The organism is Micromonospora sp. NBC_01739, from assembly GCF_035920385.1.
Taxonomy (GTDB): Bacteria; Actinomycetota; Actinomycetes; order Mycobacteriales; family Micromonosporaceae; genus Micromonospora.
Genome location: NZ_CP109151.1, coordinates 1,934,500 through 1,951,655, shown reverse-complemented (window position 1 = coordinate 1,951,655; position 17,156 = coordinate 1,934,500). Strand labels below are relative to the sequence as shown.

Below are 17,156 nucleotides of genomic sequence, written 5' to 3'. Positions count from 1 at the left end.
CGGACGTGTGTCGGGAGCGCTCCCGCCGCAGGTCCGGGGTGACTGTGGTTCGCCGGTGAATACGGCAGGGGGGATCTATCAGTTCAACGGTCTCGCGGGGTGACTGCGCGCCGATGCCGCACCGCCCCGGGTGCTGGGCGCCGGCTGGCCGTTAGTCTGCGTGTTCATGAAGCTCAGGGCGCTGGTGACCGTCTTCGTCGTCCTCGCGACCCTCGTCGCTCCGGTGACTCCAGGTGCTGCGGCGGCCACTGAGAGTGCCGTTCCTGCCGTGCCGCCCTGCCCGAAGGCGAAGGCACCCAAGGTGGTGCGGTCGCCGCGACCGACGCCACCACCCACGGTGGCGCAGCATCGGGTGGTCGGCGGCGAGGCCCTGGCGACCCCGGGGCTGGTCGTGCCGCCGCAGGCGCCGCCGCCACCGAAGGTGACCGCCACCTCCTGGCTGGTGGCCGATCTGGACACCGGGCAGGTGCTGGGTGGTTGTGGGCCGCACGAGTACGCCACCCCGGCGAGTGTGCAGAAGCTGCTGCTGGCCGCGACCATGCTGCCCCGACTGGACCCGACCCAGGTGGCCACGGTGACCCGCGAGGACCTGGACATCGCCCCGGGCAGTTCCGCGGTCGGGTTGCTGCCCGGTGGCCGGTACCGGGTGGAGACCCTCTGGCTGGGGCTGCTGCTGCAGTCCGGCAACGAGGCGGCCAACGCCCTGGCCCGCCTCGGCGGCGGGCCGGAGGGGGTGGCCGGTGGGGTGCGGGCCATGAACGAGTACGCCCGCCATCTGGGTGCCCTGCAGACCCACGCGGTCACCGCCTCCGGACTGGACGGTCCGGGACAGTTCACCAGCGCGTACGACCTGGCGCTGATCGCCCGGGCCTGCTTCGCCGATCCCACCTTCAACAGGTACGTGCGCACCGAGCGGGCCCGGATCCCGGCGCAGAAGGCCCTGGGCGCCAAGGGTTTCCAGATCCAGAACAACAACCAGTTGATCTACCGCTATCCGGGTGCCCTGGGCGGCAAGACCGGCTTCACGGACTACGCCCGGCACACCTATGTCGGTGCCGCCGAGCGCGACGGACGTCGGCTGGTGGTCACCCTGCTCGGTGCCGAGCCCCAGCCGCTGCGGGGCTGGGAACAGGGTGCGGCCCTGCTCGACTGGGGATTCGGCCTGCCGCCCGAGGCGACGGTGGGTCGCCTGGTCGACCCGGGGGAGTGGGAGGCCGAACCGACCCCGACCCCCACCCCACCCAGCCAGGACCTGCCGCCGGCGCAGGTGACCACCTCGGCAGGGCTGGACGACACCCCCGGCGGGGGCCGGTACGTGCCGTTGGCCGTGGGAGCGGTTCTGATCGTGCTAGCCGTGGTTCTCGTATGGCGGATGCGAGGCAGCGCCCGCCGTCGGTGACCCACGCCGGGTCGAGGGCCGGCGGGAGGTCCGTGCTGGTCGATTCGCCGGACTGGCCGGAATTCACCCGATAGTGTCAAGGGCTGTGAGAGTCTCCGGCCTGGCCGTGGCGGTGACCGCGGCGCTCATGACATCACCACTGGTGCCTACCACGGGTGCCACCGCGGCGGCACCCGTGCCGTGCCCACGACCGGCGCCACCCGCGCCCGGCCCGACACCCTCGGCGACACCGGCACCGGATCCGGTGGCCCGAGCGGTCGGGGGCGCCCGGTTGGCGACCGCCGGACTCGTCGCCCCGCCGCAGGTGTCGGCGCCACCGAAGGTGGCCGCCACCTCCTGGGTGGTGGCCGATCTGGACACCGGGCAGGTGTTGGGTGGTTGTGGGCCGCACGAGTACGCCACTCCGGCGAGTGTGCAGAAGTTGCTGCTGGCCGCGACCATGCTGCCCCGGCTGGATCCGGCCGAGGTCGTCACCATCACCGCGGGCGACCTGGACATCGAGCCGGGCAGTTCGGCGGTGGGACTGGTGGCGGGTGGCCGGTACCGCGTGGACACCCTCTGGCTGGGGCTGCTGCTGCGCTCCGGCAACGAGGTGGCCAACGCCCTGGCCCGCCTGGGTGGGGGCGCGGACGGGATGGCCGGCGGCCTGCGGGAGATGAACGAGCAGGCCCGGCGGCTCGGGGCGTACCAGACCCATGCCGCGACACCCTCCGGACTGGACGGTCCGGGGCAGTTCACCAGCGCGTACGACCTGGCGTTGATCGCCCGGGCCTGCTTCGCCGACGAGCACTTCCGCCGGTACGTGGCCACCCGGGAGGCGGACATCCCGGCCCAGCCGGGACACCGCGCCAAGGGCTTCACCATCGACAACGACAACCAGCTGCTCTACCGCTACCCGGGCGCGCTGGGCGGCAAGACCGGCTACACCGACCTGGCCCGGCACACCTATGTCGGTGCCGCCGAACGCAACGGACGCCGTCTGGTGGTCACCCTGCTCGGCGCGGACGTGATCGACAAGCGGGCCTGGGAGCAGGGGGCCGAGCTGCTCGACTGGGGTTTCGCCCTGCCCCGTGACGCCTCGGTCGGGGTGCTGGTGCCCCCCGGCGCCACCACGGCCTCCGCGGCACCGAGCACGGTGCCGCCCCAGGCGCTGCCCGGTGGTGCCTCCGGTGGTGAGGCCGCCGGTGGGCATCCGCTGGCCGACCGGCTCCGCTCCGGCTCGTACCTGCTCCTGGCCGTGGGGTTGACCGTCCTGGTCGCTGGCTTGATCGTGCGGCGGCGGCTGCGTACCGACCGGCGTGCCCCGACCTCCCGCGGTTGACCGGCGGATGGCCGAACGCCGCCCTGCCGACCGGCCCCGACCCGGGCGGCGGCCGGGTCGGACGGCAGCGGTGCTGGTGGTCGGGCTGACGGTGGGCCTGGTAGCGGCGGCCGGGTGCGGCCGTCGGACGCCCGCACCCCAACCCTCCCCGACCCCCACCCCCTCCGCGACAAGCACGACCGGTCCGGACTTCGTCCTGCTCTCCGAGGCCGACCCCCGGATCCTGACGGACATCAGGTACGCCGGGCCGCACAACTTCATCGGTCGGCCGGTCACCGGATATGCCGAGCCGGTGTGCCTGCTCACCGCCCCGGCCGCCGAGGCGCTGCGCCGGGTGCAGGACGCCGCCCTGGCCACCGGCCACACCCTCAAGGTGTACGACTGCTACCGCCCGCAGTCCGCGGCCGAGGAGTTCCTGACCTGGGCCGGTCGCCCGGACGATCAGCGGATGAAGGCCGAGTTCTATCCCCGGGTGGCCAAGTCGGACCTGTTCGACCAGGGCTATCTAGGTGCGCCGACCGCGCACAGCCGGGGCAGCACGGTGGACCTGACCCTGGTCGGCCTGCCCCCGCCCGCGCAGGCCCCCTACGTCGCCGGCCAACCACTGGTGGCCTGCGCGGCCCCCGTGCCGGAACGCTTCGGGGACAACAGTGTCGACATGGGCACCGGGTTCGACTGCTTCGACCCGCTGGCGCACATCGACGCCACCGGGGTCAGCGCCACCGCCCGGGAGAACCGGCGGCTGCTGCGGCAGTTGATGACCGAGGGCGGGTTCGTCGGCTACGACCGGGAGTGGTGGCACTACCGCTACGGCGACGAACCCTGGCCGGACACCTACTTCGACCTGCCGGTCGCCCGCTCCTCCGCCGACTGACCGCCCGCAGGGCAGCGCCCGGCACCACAGCGCGACCCGCTCGGGTGTGGGCCGCGCTCATGTCGCCGGTGACCTGGATCACGCTAGCGTCGCCGTACGCCGACGTCCTCGCCGGCGCTCACCGGCCCCAGGGAGAGCGTCATGCTGAAATCCGTCCTGCGGCTGCTCGCCGGAGCCGTCGCGGTAGCGCTGATCACCCCCACGGCAGTGCTGATCACCCCCACGGCACCGGCGTACGCCGCCACTGTGCACACCAAGACCCCGGTGGCCGGGACCCTGTCGTCGTACCGGGTCTCCGGGGTGTACGTCGCCGGGGTCTCCTCCGGGGCCTACCTGGCCACCCAGCTCCAGGTCGCCTACTCGCAGCGGATCAGGGGAGCGGCGCTGTTCGCCGCCGGCCCGTACTACTGCGCCCAGAACAATGTGGCCCAGGCCCTGTACGGCTGCGGCGACAACCTCTACCCGACCTACCTGAGCGCCCTGCAGACCTACACCCGCACCTGGGCCGGCTACGGCTGGATCGACCCGGTCAGCGGGCTGTCCGGGGAACCGGTCTACGTCTTCCACGGTCGCTCCGACAGCACCGTCAAGCGGTCGGTCAGCGACGACCTGGTCCGCTACCAGCAGCACTTCGGCGCCAACGTGCAGTACGACAACACCTCCTCCGCCGGGCACGGCTGGGTCACCCCGTACGGGACGGTGGGCTGCACGGGCACGGCCGCACCGTTCCTCAACAACTGCGGCACCGACCCGCAGAACACCCTGCTGCGCAAGCTGTTCGGCACGGTGCAGCCGCCGAACACCGGCCCCCTGGGCGGCACCCTGATCCGGTTCAGCCAGCACACCTTCGCCCCCGGCGGCCGGGCCACCGCCCTGAGCATGGACGCCGAGGGGTTCGCCTACGTTCCGGCCTCCTGCGCGGCCGGGGCGAGCTGCCGCCTGATGGTCGCCCTGCACGGCTGCCTGCAGGGGCGCAGCCGGGTCGGTACGGCCTTCGTGGACCGGGCCAACCTCAACCAGTACGCCGACACGAACGCGATGATCGTGCTGTACCCGCAGGCCGTCACCGCCACCGCCAACCCGAACGGCTGCTGGGACTGGTGGGGCTACCTGGGGGCGACGAACTACCCCATCAAGGGCGGGGCCCAGGTGGAAACCGTGATGAACATGGTCCGACGACTGGGCGGATGATGACGCCCGGCGTCGCCCCGTAGGCTGTCGGTCATGACTGCCGTACGTCGATACCTGGGTGACGCACGGTGGCTGGCGCGGCCGGCCCCAGCGCTCGTGCCGAGGTCAGTGACCCGGTGAACGGTGCGCAGGTGCCGGCCCCGCGCCGCGGGCCGGTCGACTCGTCACGGCCTGGGCTGTTCGAGGCCTGTGCCCGGATCTCCGCCTCCCGCCCGTTCGAACTCGCGATCGTCGCGGTGATCCTGGCCAACGGGGTGGTCCTGGGGCTGGAGACCTATCCCGATCTGGGTGCGGCCGGCACGGCCCTGCACGCGGTCGAGTGGATCTTCCGAGTGATTTTTGTCATCGAGATCGTCATCCGGGTGCTGGCCTACGGGCGCCGACCACAGGACTTCTTCCGCCAGGGTTGGAACGTCTTCGATTTCCTGGTGATCGTGGCGATCTTCCTGCCGGGCCTGCACGGCGACTCGGCGCTGTTGCGGGTCGTACGGGTGTTGCGAATGGTGCGGCTGGTGCGGTTCTCGCCCGGCCTGCGCACGATCGTCGCGGCCCTGTGGCGCAGTCTGCCGGGCATCGGCGGCTTCTTCGCCCTGGCCGTGGTGACCCTCTACGTCTACGGGATGGCCGGCTGGCTGATCTTCGGCAAGGTCTATCCGGAGCAGTACGGGGACATCGGACGGTCGCTGCTGACCCTGTTCGTGCTGCTGTCCCTGGAGACCCTGCCGGACCTCATAGAACAGGGCATGGAGGTCTCCCCGTGGACGGTGCTCTACTACGGCAGCTTCGTGGTGATCACGGTGAACCTGCTGCTGAACATCCTGATCGCCGTCTTCGTCAACTCCATGGAGGAGGCGCGTCGGCTGGAGATGACCGAAGGGCTGGCCCCCGGCTACGACTCCGACGGCGACGGGGTGCCCGACGAAGTGGACCGCATCGCGATCAGTCAACGCCTGGACGATCTGCGCACCCTGATCGTGGAGTTGGAGCGGGAGTTGCGCATCGATCGCGACGACGGGCGGGGACGTCGGGTGTTGAAGGACTGAACGAACGTTTTTGACCGAACCGGACGCGCCGATCCCCGGTGTTTTCCGGCCCGGGTCGAACGGTTGCGACCGGTGAACTCGGCGGACGTTCTGAGTGCTCTGTCGCCGGACACACCTTTGATCCAAATCACGGCAGATGCAGACAGCGGTCCTTACCGGATAGGGTCGTTGCACCGACTGATGATCTCCCGAGGAGGGTGCGTGCTGGTTCTGGTGGCGGTCCATGCGCTGACAGCCGTGATCGCCCCGGCGCTGGTGCGACTCTGGGGACGGCACGCCCTCTACGTGGTCGCGTTGGTCCCTGGAGCGACGCTGGCGTGGGCGCTGACGCAGACCGGCGGGGTCCGCTCCGGCGAGCCAGTGGTCGAGACGGTGACCTGGGTGCCGCAGCTGGGCCTGGAACTCGCGCTACGAATGGGCACCCTGTCCTGGCTGATGCTGGTGCTGGTCGGCGGGGTGGGTGCGCTGGTGCTGGCGTACAGCGCCCGCTACTTCCGCTCCGACGACCCCGGCCTGGGTCGCTTCGCGGCGGTGTTCGTGGCCTTCGCCGGTGCGATGCTCGGCCTGGTCGTCTCCGACGACCTGCTGCTGCTGTACGTGTTCTGGGAGCTGACGACGGTCTTCTCCTACCTGCTGATCGGCTACGACCCGGCCAAGCGGACCAGCCGGCGAGCCGCCATGCAGGCCCTGCTGGTGACCACCCTGGGTGGCCTGGCGATGCTCGCCGGGTTCGTGATGCTGGGTCAGCACGCCGGCAGCTACCGCTGGTCCGAGGTGTCCCAGAACCTGCCCGCCGGCGGTTACCTGGCCACCGCCCTGGTGCTGGTCCTGCTGGGGGCGTTGAGCAAGTCGGCGATCTTCCCGTTCAGCTTCTGGTTGCCGGGGGCGATGGCGGCCCCCACCCCGGTCAGCGCGTACCTGCACGCCGCGGCCATGGTCAAAGCGGGCGTCTTCCTGGTAGCCCTGATGGGCCCCGCCGTCGGAGATGCCACCCCGTGGCGGCCGGTGCTGCTCGTCGGCGGTCTGATCACGATGTTCTTCGGCGGCTGGTCGGCGCTGCGGCAGGTCGACCTCAAGCTGCTGCTGGCGTACGGCACGGTCAGCCAACTCGGCCTGCTGATGGTGATCCTGGGTGCCGGCACCCGGGACACCGCCCTGGCCGGGGTGGCCATGGTGCTGGCCCACGCCCTGTTCAAAGCCACCCTGTTCCTCACCGTCGGGGTCATCGACCACGCCACCGGCACCCGTGACCTGCGGGAACTCAGCGGTGTAGGGCGTCGGGCCCCCGCCCTGGCCGTGGTGGCGGGGCTGGCCGCGGCCTCCATGGCCGGTCTGCCGCCGATGGCCGGTTTCGTCGCCAAAGAGGCCGCCGTCGAGGCGCTGCTGCACGGCGGCACCGCCGACCTGGTGGTACTCGCCGGTGTGATCTTCGGTTCCGTGCTGACGGTGGCGTACACCCTGCGCTACCTGTGGGGGGCCTTCGCCGACAAGCCCGGGATCAAGCCCACCACGGTCCGGCCGGTGTCCTGGGCGATCCTCACCCCGGCCGCCGTGCTGGCCCTGGCCGGGGTGGCCGTCGGTGTGCTGGCCCCGGCGGTCGATCGCCTGCTGGCCCCGTACGCCGATCTCTACCGGTCCGCGGAGCCCGGCTACCACCTGGCCCTGTGGCACGGCCTGACCCCGGCCCTGGGCCTGTCCGCGCTGGCGGTGGCCGGGGGTGTCGGACTGTTCGCCCTGATGCGCCGGGAGCGGTTCCGGGCCACCCTGCGGCTGCCGTTCGACGGGGCGGTGGCGTACAAGAAGTGCATCAACGCCATCGACCGGCTGGCGGTCGAGCTGACCGGTAGGACCCAGCGTGGTTCGCTGCCGTTCTACCTCGGGGTCATCCTGGTGGTGATGGTCGTGTTGCCGGGTGGTGCGCTGCTGGCCGGCAGCCCCTGGCCACAGCGCTTCCATCTGTGGGACACCCCCTTGCAGGGAGTCGCCGCCGCCATGGTGGTGATCGCCGCCGTGATGGCCGCCCGCGCCCTGCGTCGGCTCACCGCGATGATCCTGGTCGGGGTGGCCGGCTACGGCATCGCCCTGATGTTCATCCTGCACGGGGCCCCCGACCTGGCGTTGACCCAGTTCCTGGTGGAGACCGTCACGATCGTGATGTTCGTGCTGGTCCTGCGCCGACTGCCGGCCAAGTTCTCCGAACGCCCGATCCGTTCCAGCCGACGGGGTCGGGTGGCGATCGGGGTGGCCGTCGGCGCCGTCACCGCCGGCATGGCCTACGTCGCGGCCGGGGCCCGGCAGGCCGTCCCGATCTCGGTCGACTTCCCCGACGAGGCGGTGGCCTACGGCGGCGGCAAGAACGTCGTCAACGTGACCCTGGTCGACATCCGGGCCTGGGACACCATGGGTGAGATCGCCGTCCTGGTGGTGGCCGCCACCGGGGTGGCCAGCCTGATCTTCCGCCATGCCCGCGACCTGGTCCGCCGTGGCGACATCCCCGGCGGGGGCCCGACGGAGTACAACCGGCCCCGCTGGTTGACCACCGGCGCCACCGCCCGGTCCCAGTCGGTCATCCTTCAGGTGATCACCCGGCTGCTGTTCCACGCCATTCTGCTGTTCTCGATCTACCTGCTGTTCAGTGGCCACAACGCCCCCGGTGGCGGCTTCGCCGCCGGTCTGGTGGCGGGTCTGGCCCTGGCCGTGCGGTACCTGGCCGGTGGTCGTACCGAGCTCAACGGCGCCGCCCCGGTCGACGCCGGTGTGGTGCTGGGCGCCGGTCTGTTCGTGGCCGTCGGCACCGGCCTGGCCGCGGTGCTGCTGGGCGGGGAGTTCCTGCAGAGCGCCCTGCTGGACTTCCACCTGCCGGTGCTGGGTCACATTCACTTCGTCACGTCGGCCTTCTTCGACGTCGGGGTCTTCCTGATCGTCGTCGGCCTGGTACTGGACATCCTGCGCAGCCTCGGCGCCGAGATGGACCGCCAACACGAGACCGAGGGCGACGAGGTACGGGAAAAGGAGCTGGTGTGAGCCCCAACCTCACCTACGTCATCGTGGTCGGCGTGCTCGTCGCCGCCGGTGTGACGCTGCTGCTGGAACGCAGCCTCACCCGGGTGCTGATGGGTGTCATCCTGCTCGGCAACGGCGCGAACATGCTGCTGCTCACCGGTGGGCGGGCCGGAGGCCCGCCGATCGTCGGCAGCACCCCCCAGGAGGAGATGAGTGATCCGCTGCCGCAGGCGATGATCCTCACCGCCATCGTGATCACCCTAGGCATGACCGCCTTCCTGCTCGCCCTGGCGTACCGCAGTTGGCACCTCAACGGGCATGACGAGGTGCAGGACGACGTCGAGGACCGCCGGATCATGGACCTCGCGGACCGCGACGAGGTCCCCGACGACGACGTCGATGGTGACGACGACGAGGAAACACCGACTGAGGACGATCGGCGGCTGTCCGCCACGGCGAAGGGAGGGCGGGCCGGATGACCTACCTCGTTCCGCTGCCGGTGGTGATGCCACTGCTCGGCGCGGCCCTCACCCTGCTGCTGCTCGGCCGGCCCCGTGCCCAGCGGTGGGTCAGCCTCACCGTGCTCGCCGCCACGGTCGCGGTGGCCGCGACCCTGCTGGTGCAGTCCAGCCTGCACGGGCCCCTGGTGGTGGAGGTCGGTGGCTGGGTCGCCCCGCTGGGCATCGTGCTGGTGGCCGACCAGCTCGCCGCCCTGATGCTGGTGGTCTCCGCCGCGGTGACCCTGTGCGTGCTGGTGTACTCCATCGGGCAGGGTATGGCCGACGGCGACGAGGAGACTCCGCTGTCGGTCTACCACCCCACCTATCTGGTGCTGACCGCCGGCGTCTGCAACGCCTTCCTCTCCGGCGACCTGTTCAACCTCTATGTCGGCTTCGAGATCCTGCTGGTGGCCAGCTACGTGCTGCTGACCCTGGGTAGCACCGAGACCCGGATCCGGGCCGGCACCACCTACGTCGTGGTCAGCCTGCTCTCCTCGGTGATCTTCCTGGTCGCCATCGGTCTGGTGTACGCCTCGACCGGCACCCTGAACCTGGCCCAGCTCGTCGACCGGCTGGACGCCCTTCCGGACGACATCCGGTTGGTGCTCCAGGGCATGCTGCTGCTGGCGTTCGGCATCAAGGCCGCGGTGTTCCCGCTGTCGGCCTGGTTGCCGGACAGTTATCCCACCGCCCCCGCCCCGGTCACCGCGGTCTTCGCCGGCCTGCTGACCAAGGTCGGTGTGTACGCCATCATCCGTACCGAGACCCTGCTGTTCCCCGGCGGACGGACCGCGACCCTGCTGCTGGTGACGGCCGTGTTGACCATGGTGGTCGGCATCCTGGGCGCGGTGGCCCAGTCCGACATCAAACGGTTGCTGTCCTTCACCCTGATCAGCCACATCGGTTACATGCTCTTCGGGGTGGGGCTCACCTCGGCCCTGGGGCTGTCCGCGGCGATCTTCTACGTGGTGCACCACATCACCATCCAGACCACCCTGTTCCTCGCCGCCGGACTGGTCGAACGAAGAGGTGGCACCACCGCCATGGACCGGCTGGGCGGCCTGGCCCGCCTGTCGCCGATCCTCGCGGTGCTGTTCTTCGTACCGGCGTTGAACCTCGCCGGCATCCCACCCTTCTCCGGGTTCCTCGGCAAGCTCGGCCTGGTCCAGGCCGGCATCGACGACGGGGGTGCCCTGGCCTGGATTCTGGTCGCCGGTGGCCTGGTCACCAGCCTGCTGACCCTGTACGCGGTGGCCCGGGTGTGGAACCTGGCCTTCTGGCGGGCACCCCACCCGGACATGCCGGCGGCCGATGACGCGGAGCAGGCGGCCCGCACCGAGGGAGCGGTGCAGCCGCAGCAGCCCCTGGCGGCCGGGCAGACCGGTGCCGTGCTGCCCCGGCTGATGATCGCGCCGACGGTGGCCCTGGTGGTCTTCGGCCTGGTGCTGTCGGTGGTGGCCGGTCCGCTGTTCGACCTGAGCACGGACGCCGCGAACGATCTGCTGCAACGCACCCCGTACGTCGAGGCCGTCTTCCCGGGAGGTGCGCCGTGAAACCCGACTCGATGACCCCGGCGGATCCGACCGAGCCGCCCAACCCACCCCTGACCCCGGCCGCCCGACGCCGCAACCGGATCACCGCGGTGATCTTCCTGGTGGTGGTCTGGGTGCTGCTCTGGGGTACGCCCTCCTGGGCGACCGTGATCAGTGGGCTGGTGGTGGCCGCCGTGCTGCTGGCGGTCTTCCCGCTGCCGCCGGTGACCTTCGCGGGGCGCATCCACCCCCTCGGCGCCCTCCGGTTCCTGGTCCGGTTCTTCAGCGACCTCGTGGTGGCCTCCGTGCAGATCGCCTGGATGGCGATGCGTCCGGGGCATGTGCCGCACAGCGCCATCATCGCGGTGCAGCTGCGGGTGAACACCGACCTCAACCTCACCCTCACCGCGGAGGCCCTGTCCCTGGTGCCGGGTAGCCTGATCCTGGAGGCCGACCGCGCCAGCGGCACCCTGTTCATCCACGTCATCAACCTCGACAGCCTGGCCGAGGTGGAGAAGTTCCGGCGTGGGGTGCTGGAGCTGGAGGAGCGCATCATCGCCGCGATCGGCTCACCGGAGGAACAGCGTCGCATCCGGGAGAACCCACCGCCGCCACTGGATCTGGAAGGGGTAGCGGCATGACCATCGTCGCCGTGACCGTCACCGCGCTGCTCGCCGTGGCCGGCGGGCTCACCCTCACCCGCATCATCCGTGGTCCGTCGATCCTGGACCGGGCCGTGGCCACCGACGTGCTGCTGGCCATCATCGTCGCGGCCATCGCCACCGAGGCCGCCTACAGCCGGGACGCCACCGCGCTGCCGGTGCTGGTGGTGCTGGCGGTGCTCGGGTTCGTCGGATCGGTCAGCGTCGCCCGCTTCGCGGCAGGGAGAAACGGCAAATGAGCCTCGACGCCGTACTCGACATCGTCGCCGCGGTCTGCCTGATCAGCGGTGCCCTGCTCAGTCTCGCCGCCGGGGTGGCCCTGGTGCGCTTCCCCGACCTGCTCACCCGGATGCACGCCGCGGCCAAGCCGCAGGTTCTCGGGCTGCTGCTGGTGCTGCTCGGCTGCGGGCTGCGGCTGCGTACCGGGGTCGACATCACCACCCTGGTGCTGATCGGGGTCTTCCAGTTGGCCACCGCCCCGGTGGCCGCCCACATGGTCGGTCGGGCCGGCTACCCGCACGGTGAGATCCGCAGTGACCTTCTGCTCACCGACGAACTCGCCGCCCACCTCGACCGCATCACCGAAGACACCCCCACCCCCCACCGCCCCTGACCCCAAACCCCGTTGCCCCCGTAACCCCCCACTCCCTACCCTCACCCCACGCATTCCGCGTCTTGCACTTTCTGTCGGGGTACAAGCCGCAGAAGTGACGTATCGGCGACCGGAAGTGCATGATCGGCGTTGACGAGGAGAGGGCATCATGGGGTTCAGCCTGCTTGCGGGGACCCGGGCACCGGTGCGGGTCTGGACGGATCCGTACGGGATCGAGGCGCAGGCGGCCCGGCAACTGCGCAACATCGGGGGACTGCCCTGGGTGCAGGGGGTCGCGGTGATGCCGGATGTGCACTTCGGCAAGGGCGCCACGGTCGGTTCGGTGATCGCGATGCGGCAGGCCGTGTCGCCGGCGGCCGTCGGGGTGGACATCGGCTGCGGCATGTCGGCGGTACGCACCTCGCTGACCGCCGCCGACCTGCCGGACGACCTCTCCGGGCTGCGTCGGACCATCGAGGAGGCCATTCCGGTGGGGTTCGCCCAGCGGGACGAGCCGGTCGACCCGCGCCGTGTCCGGGGTCTGGAGCAGCGCGGCTGGACCGACTTCTGGCAGCGCTTCGCCGACCTGGACCGCCGGGTGGCCCAGCTGGAGACGCGGGCCCACCGGCAGTTGGGCACCCTCGGCGGCGGCAACCACTTCATCGAGGTCTGCCTGGAGTCCGGCGGCACCGATCCGGGGCGGGTGTGGCTGATGCTGCACTCCGGCTCCCGCAACATCGGCAAGGAGCTGGCCGAGCGGCACATGGCGGTGGCCCGACGGCTGCCGCACAACGCCGACCTGCCCGACCGGGATCTGGCGGTCTTCCTCACCGGTACCCCGGAGATGGCGGCCTACCGCCGGGACCTGTGGTGGGCCCAGGAGTACGCCCGGCGCAACCGGGCGGTCATGCTGGCCATGCTGATGAACCTGGTGCGGGACCGGTTCGGGCAGGTCAGCTACGACGAGCCGATCAGCTGCCACCACAACTACGTGGCCGAGGAGCGCTACGACGGGGTGGAGGTGCTGGTCACCCGCAAGGGGGCGATCCGGGCCGGCGCCGGTGAGCTGGGCATCATCCCCGGATCGATGGGCACCGGGTCGTACATCGTGCGGGGCAGGGGCAACGAGGCGGCGTACTGCTCGGCCTCGCACGGGGCGGGACGGCGGATGTCGCGCGCCCAGGCCAAGCGGACCTTCAGCACGGAGGATCTGGCCGCGCAGACCTCCGGGGTGGAGTGCCGCAAGGACGCCGGGGTGGTCGACGAGATCCCCGGGGCGTACAAGGACATCACCGAGGTGATGGCCCAGCAGGAGGACCTGGTCGAGGTGGTGGCCCACCTCAAGCAGGTGGTCTGCGTCAAGGGCTGACCGACCACCCCTGGTCACCCAGCGCGGCTTTTCTCTGCCCCCGCCTCGCCCCGTCGATCTTGCACTTTCTGTCGCCGCATAAGCCGCAAAAGCCACGTATCAGCGACCAAAAGTGCAAGATCGACGGGGCGAGGCGGGCGCGGGGCGGGGTGGCGAGGGCGCGTGGGGGAGGGCGGGGAGGGGTAGGTTGCGGGGGTGGGTGGGGTGGGGGAGGTTCGGGCGGCGCTTGCGGGGGTGGCGGATCCTGGGCGGGCGGCGGGGGTTGGTCGGTATCTCCAGATGGTGCCCGGTGGGTACGGCGAGGGGGACCGGGCCATCGGGGTCACCGTGCCGGAGCAGCGGAAGGTGGCCGGCCGGTACTGGCGTCAGCTGTCCCTCGACGAGGTGGCGACGCTGTTGGGTAGCGAGGTGCACGAGGAACGGCTGACGGCGATCTTCGTCCTGGTGCGGAAGTTCGCCAGGGGCGACGAGGAGCAACGCGAGGCCATCGTCCGCCTGGTGCTCGCCAACACGGACCGGATCAACAACTGGGACCTGGTGGACTCGTGCGCGCCGTACCTCCTCGGACCCTGGCTGATCGACAAGGACCGTGGGGTCCTCGACGGGCTGGCCGCCTCCGAGCTGGTGTGGGAGCGGCGGATGGCGATCATGGCGACCTTCGCCTTCATCAAGGCCGGCGACTTCGAGTGGACCCTGCGGCTCAGCGAGCGGTTGCTGGGTGACCCGCACGACCTCGTCCACAAGGCGGTCGGTTGGATGCTGCGTGAGGTGGGCAACCGGGACCGGGCGGTGGCCGAGGAGTTCCTGTCCCGGTGGCACCGGGACATGCCTCGGGTGATGTTGCGGTACGCGATCGAGAAGTTCGAGCCGGAGCGACGGCGGTGGTACCTGTCCGGGACGATCACCCCGCCCGCAACGCCCTGAGGCTAGAGCCAGCCGTTGTCGTACGCCATTCGGGCGGCCTCGTGGGGGTTGGGTGCCCCGGTCTTCGACACGGCCGCCATGACGTGGGCCTGGAGGGTCGCCGTCGACAGCCCGAAGATGGAGCGTAGGGCCGGTACCGGGGTGCCGTCGTGCAGGGCGGCCAGGATGCCGCGTTCGCGCTGGGTCAGCGGGCCGGGGCGGGGCCGTTCGACCGGCGGGGTCGAGGCGGAGCTGCTGTCGGCCAGTTCGATGTCGATGACCCGCCGGCCTGCGTGCACGTCCCGGATGGCGCGGCACAGTCGGTCGCTCGGGGCGTCCTTGACCAGGAAGCCGGCCACCCCGGCCTGCATGGCCCGGTCGAAGTTCCCCGGGGTGCCGACGCTGGTCAGCACCAGGATGCGTACCGGCGAGCCGGCGTCCTTGAGGCGTTGCGCGGCGACGATGCCGTCCATGCCGGGCAGGTCGATGTCGACCACCGCGACGTCCGGCCGGTGTTGTTCGATCTCGGCCAGGATGGTGTCACCGCGCTCGGTCTCCGCCACGACTGTGATGTCGTTCTCCAGAGACATCAAGGCCACCAGCGCACCACGGATGAGGTTCTGATCCTCAGCCACCAACACGCGGATCATGGATTCTCCTCGGTTCTCAGCAGGGGATGAGCACGGTGAGGACGAATTCGCCGCCGGCGCGGTGCTCGGCGGTGAGGGTGCCGCCCAGCGGGGCGAGCCGCTCGGCCAGGCCGGTGAGCCCGCTGCCACCGATCTCGTCGGTGGGTGCCGGGGTGGCCGCGCCGTCGTTGACGACGTCCAGGCGTACCTCGGTGTCGGTGCGGGTCATGCTGATCCGGCACCGGCTGGCGCTGCTGTGCCGCAGCAGATTGGTGGCCCCCTCGCGGACCGCCCAGGCGAGCACCTCCTCGACCGGCGCGGGCAGGGCGGCGGCCAGAGTGGCGACCTCGCACCGGACCCCGGCGGCCACCAGCACGGACTGCACCCCCTCCAACTCCCGTTGCAGGGAGTCGCGGCGGTAGCCCTTGACCACGGTGCGGACGTCGCGCAGCGACTCGCGGGCGATGCCGTACACGTCGTTGAGTTCCGTCCGGGCACGGACCGGGTGTTGATCGAGCAGCCGCAGGGCCAGTTCGCTCTTGAGCGCGATCGCGGAGAGGTTGTGCCCCAGGGTGTCGTGCAGGTCGCGGGCGAAGCGCACCCGTTCGGCGTCGACCGCTAGGCGGGCGACCTCGGCGCGGGCGGCGAACAGTTCCTCGATGAAGGCGACGAGGACGATGATGCCGGCCAGCGCGGCGCCGGTGAGCACGTCCTGCACGGTCAGGAAGGCGACGCCCGGGGTGTCGAGCAGGATCCGTTCCACCGTGATCAGGACAAGCACCCCGGCGGCCAGGAGCAGGCCGTACCTGGGACGGAAGGTGACCGCCACGGCGGCCAGGGCCAGGAAGCCGATCACCTGCCAGTCCCGGTCGACGAGTACCGGCAGCAGCAGCACGATGCCGGTGATCAGCAGCGCGTCGTGGCCTCTGCGGTCGCTCCACGGCTGACGCATGGCGTGGGTGACGAGCCGGATGAAGGCGGTGGCGACGACGGTGAAGCCGGCCGCCCCGGCGATCACCACCCACCAGGGTCGGTCGCCGGTCACCGCGGTCACGATGGGCAGCAGGCCGAAGGCGAGCATGGCGACCGTGAAGACGTACGCGACCGTACGGGTGACCACGACCGCCCGGGCACGGCGGACCTGCCCGGCGGCGGGCGATCCCGTGCCCGCCGCCGGGGTGATCGACTGAAGGGTGCCGGAGGTCATCTCAGGCACTCATCCCGACACAGGCGCCCGGGCAGCTGACGGTGCCGATCGTGGCCATCGCCGCGCCGGCGTTGGTGCTGAGGTCCTCGACGGCGATCTCACCCGGTGCGGGCGGCAGGTCGGGGATCTCGTCGCCGGCACCGAGCACGATGCCGTACTCGGCCAGTACGGCAGCGGGGTCGAGCTGGTATCGATCGGCGAGGGCGGGATCGGACCACGCGTCGGCGACCAACCGAGCAAAGCGGGTACGGTGTTCCGCCGGTACAGCGGCCATCGGTTTCTCCCTTCCACGCGATCGGCTGGGGCGCCCCGCGCTGCCTGGCGCTGACGGGGGACAGCGGGCAGGCTGCGCGGGGCGCCCGGCCGGGTTGGTCAGCTGAGGCCGGGCTCGACCGGTTCCACGACGCCGAAGGTGCCGGCGGTGCTGGCGGTGAAGGCGGTGCCGCCGATGGTGCTGATGGAGCTGGCGCTGCCCAGGGTGCCCTCGGCGGAGCCGGCGGCCACGGCCTCCAGGGCCTCCATGCTCAGGTCACCGCTCGGCTTCGGGGGCAGCAGCGGCGGGGCCACCGCGGCCGGGTAGTCGATGCCGTGCTCGGCCAGCACCTCGTAGGGGCTGTTCTGGTAGCGGTCGGCGAACTCGGTGTCGGACCAGGCGCTCGACACGATCTTGGCAAACTTCCGGCGGTCCTCGTCCGACAGGACGTAGATCCCTTCGGCCATGACGATCCTCCTCGTACCGCGCCAGCGGAGCCGGCGCTCGCTGATGTGCGAGGAGCGGACATCTGGACTGTCCGCTGCTCCGGTGGGCGCGGGATTGCGGCCACCGGGCCGCCTCCCGGAGAGTGATCTCCGGTGGATCGGCCACACCCATGGTGGCGTCCGCCCGTCGCCGTCAAACAGTCATCATCGACACGACCTGTACATGACGAGT

The 17,156-nt window shown here is 70.9% G+C and carries 17 protein-coding genes; 13 read left to right on the top strand and 4 right to left on the bottom strand.

Annotation, left to right across the window (positions count from 1 at the left end):
- The first annotated feature begins 166 nt into the window (after positions 1-166).
- The 13 genes from OIE53_RS08675 (at position 167) to OIE53_RS08615 (ending at position 14,410) form a co-directional block, all read left to right on the top strand.
- On the top strand, positions 167-1,399 hold the full coding sequence (locus OIE53_RS08675; protein ID WP_327026072.1) for a D-alanyl-D-alanine carboxypeptidase family protein: 1,233 nt from the start codon (positions 167-169) through the stop codon (positions 1,397-1,399).
- A 127-nt stretch (positions 1,400-1,526) separates the two neighbouring features.
- Positions 1,527-2,720, top strand: a complete 1,194-nt coding sequence (locus OIE53_RS08670; protein ID WP_327027125.1) for a D-alanyl-D-alanine carboxypeptidase family protein — start codon at positions 1,527-1,529, stop codon at positions 2,718-2,720.
- Positions 2,721-2,727: 7 nt separating this feature from the next.
- The gene (locus tag OIE53_RS08665; protein WP_327026071.1) at positions 2,728-3,594 is read left to right on the top strand and encodes a M15 family metallopeptidase; all 867 of its coding nucleotides are present in this window, start codon (positions 2,728-2,730) and stop codon (positions 3,592-3,594) included.
- 141 nt (positions 3,595-3,735) lie between these two features.
- The gene (locus tag OIE53_RS08660) at positions 3,736-4,785 is read left to right on the top strand and encodes an extracellular catalytic domain type 2 short-chain-length polyhydroxyalkanoate depolymerase (protein WP_327026070.1); all 1,050 of its coding nucleotides are present in this window, start codon (positions 3,736-3,738) and stop codon (positions 4,783-4,785) included.
- A 68-nt stretch (positions 4,786-4,853) separates the two neighbouring features.
- On the top strand, positions 4,854-5,828 hold the full coding sequence (locus tag OIE53_RS08655) for an ion transporter (RefSeq protein ID WP_327026069.1): 975 nt from the start codon (positions 4,854-4,856) through the stop codon (positions 5,826-5,828).
- A 201-nt stretch (positions 5,829-6,029) separates the two neighbouring features.
- Positions 6,030-8,852, top strand: coding sequence for a Na+/H+ antiporter subunit A (locus OIE53_RS08650; protein ID WP_327026068.1), 2,823 nt, complete (start codon positions 6,030-6,032; stop codon positions 8,850-8,852).
- Entirely contained in the window at positions 8,849-9,310 is a 462-nt protein-coding gene (locus OIE53_RS08645; RefSeq protein ID WP_327026067.1) for a Na(+)/H(+) antiporter subunit C, read from the top strand. The genes OIE53_RS08650 and OIE53_RS08645 overlap by 4 nt, the downstream gene beginning before the upstream one ends.
- Complete coding sequence (locus OIE53_RS08640) at positions 9,307-10,884, top strand: Na+/H+ antiporter subunit D (RefSeq protein ID WP_327026066.1); 1,578 nt, start codon at positions 9,307-9,309, stop codon at positions 10,882-10,884. Before OIE53_RS08645 ends, OIE53_RS08640 begins: the two co-directional genes overlap by 4 nt.
- Positions 10,881-11,504, top strand: coding sequence for a Na+/H+ antiporter subunit E (locus tag OIE53_RS08635; RefSeq protein ID WP_327026064.1), 624 nt, complete (start codon positions 10,881-10,883; stop codon positions 11,502-11,504). Before OIE53_RS08640 ends, OIE53_RS08635 begins: the two co-directional genes overlap by 4 nt.
- Positions 11,501-11,764, top strand: coding sequence for a monovalent cation/H+ antiporter complex subunit F (locus OIE53_RS08630; protein ID WP_327026062.1), 264 nt, complete (start codon positions 11,501-11,503; stop codon positions 11,762-11,764). The genes OIE53_RS08635 and OIE53_RS08630 overlap by 4 nt, the downstream gene beginning before the upstream one ends.
- Complete coding sequence (gene mnhG / locus OIE53_RS08625) at positions 11,761-12,138, top strand: monovalent cation/H(+) antiporter subunit G (RefSeq protein ID WP_327026060.1); 378 nt, start codon at positions 11,761-11,763, stop codon at positions 12,136-12,138. Before OIE53_RS08630 ends, mnhG begins: the two co-directional genes overlap by 4 nt.
- 148 nt (positions 12,139-12,286) lie before the next feature.
- Positions 12,287-13,486, top strand: a complete 1,200-nt coding sequence (locus OIE53_RS08620; protein WP_327026059.1) for an RtcB family protein — start codon at positions 12,287-12,289, stop codon at positions 13,484-13,486.
- 204 nt (positions 13,487-13,690) lie between these two features.
- Positions 13,691-14,410: a DNA alkylation repair protein gene (locus tag OIE53_RS08615; protein ID WP_327026058.1), complete on the top strand. Its 720-nt coding sequence runs from the start codon at positions 13,691-13,693 to the stop codon at positions 14,408-14,410.
- 2 nt (positions 14,411-14,412) lie between these two features.
- Here the strand turns inward: OIE53_RS08615 and OIE53_RS08610 are convergent, their stop codons facing one another.
- The 4 genes from OIE53_RS08610 to OIE53_RS08595 all read right to left on the bottom strand — a co-directional run bounded on the left by OIE53_RS08610 (position 14,413) and on the right by OIE53_RS08595 (position 16,945).
- The gene (locus OIE53_RS08610; RefSeq protein ID WP_327026057.1) at positions 14,413-15,039 is read right to left on the bottom strand and encodes a response regulator transcription factor; all 627 of its coding nucleotides are present in this window, start codon (positions 15,037-15,039) and stop codon (positions 14,413-14,415) included.
- 16 nt (positions 15,040-15,055) lie between these two features.
- Complete coding sequence (locus tag OIE53_RS08605; RefSeq protein ID WP_327026056.1) at positions 15,056-16,225, bottom strand: sensor histidine kinase; 1,170 nt, start codon at positions 16,223-16,225, stop codon at positions 15,056-15,058.
- Between the two features lies 1 nt (position 16,226).
- Positions 16,227-16,499 (bottom strand): TIGR04351 family putative TOMM peptide, encoded by a 273-nt coding sequence (locus OIE53_RS08600; RefSeq protein ID WP_327026055.1) that lies wholly within the window; start codon positions 16,497-16,499, stop codon positions 16,227-16,229.
- 98 nt (positions 16,500-16,597) lie between these two features.
- The gene (locus OIE53_RS08595) at positions 16,598-16,945 is read right to left on the bottom strand and encodes a TIGR04351 family putative TOMM peptide (protein WP_327026054.1); all 348 of its coding nucleotides are present in this window, start codon (positions 16,943-16,945) and stop codon (positions 16,598-16,600) included.
- Between the last annotated feature and the right edge of the window lie 211 nt (positions 16,946-17,156).

Excerpts from the sequence above, each read along its gene's own strand:
- OIE53_RS08610 (WP_327026057.1), bottom strand. The coding sequence starts at position 15,039 with ATGATCCGCGTGTTGGTGGCTGAGGATCAGAACCTCATCCGTGGTGCG.
- OIE53_RS08630 (WP_327026062.1), top strand. The coding sequence starts at position 11,501 with ATGACCATCGTCGCCGTGACCGTCACCGCGCTGCTCGCCGTGGCCGGC.
- OIE53_RS08620 (WP_327026059.1), top strand. The coding sequence starts at position 12,287 with ATGGGGTTCAGCCTGCTTGCGGGGACCCGGGCACCGGTGCGGGTCTGG.
- OIE53_RS08640 (WP_327026066.1), top strand. The coding sequence starts at position 9,307 with ATGACCTACCTCGTTCCGCTGCCGGTGGTGATGCCACTGCTCGGCGCG.
- OIE53_RS08660 (WP_327026070.1), top strand. The coding sequence starts at position 3,736 with ATGCTGAAATCCGTCCTGCGGCTGCTCGCCGGAGCCGTCGCGGTAGCG.
- OIE53_RS08600 (WP_327026055.1), bottom strand. The coding sequence starts at position 16,499 with ATGGCCGCTGTACCGGCGGAACACCGTACCCGCTTTGCTCGGTTGGTC.
- OIE53_RS08670 (WP_327027125.1), top strand. The coding sequence starts at position 1,527 with ATGACATCACCACTGGTGCCTACCACGGGTGCCACCGCGGCGGCACCC.
- mnhG (WP_327026060.1), top strand. The coding sequence starts at position 11,761 with ATGAGCCTCGACGCCGTACTCGACATCGTCGCCGCGGTCTGCCTGATC.
- OIE53_RS08675 (WP_327026072.1), top strand. The coding sequence starts at position 167 with ATGAAGCTCAGGGCGCTGGTGACCGTCTTCGTCGTCCTCGCGACCCTC.
- OIE53_RS08605 (WP_327026056.1), bottom strand. The coding sequence starts at position 16,225 with ATGACCTCCGGCACCCTTCAGTCGATCACCCCGGCGGCGGGCACGGGA.
- OIE53_RS08665 (WP_327026071.1), top strand. The coding sequence starts at position 2,728 with ATGGCCGAACGCCGCCCTGCCGACCGGCCCCGACCCGGGCGGCGGCCG.
- OIE53_RS08595 (WP_327026054.1), bottom strand. The coding sequence starts at position 16,945 with ATGGCCGAAGGGATCTACGTCCTGTCGGACGAGGACCGCCGGAAGTTT.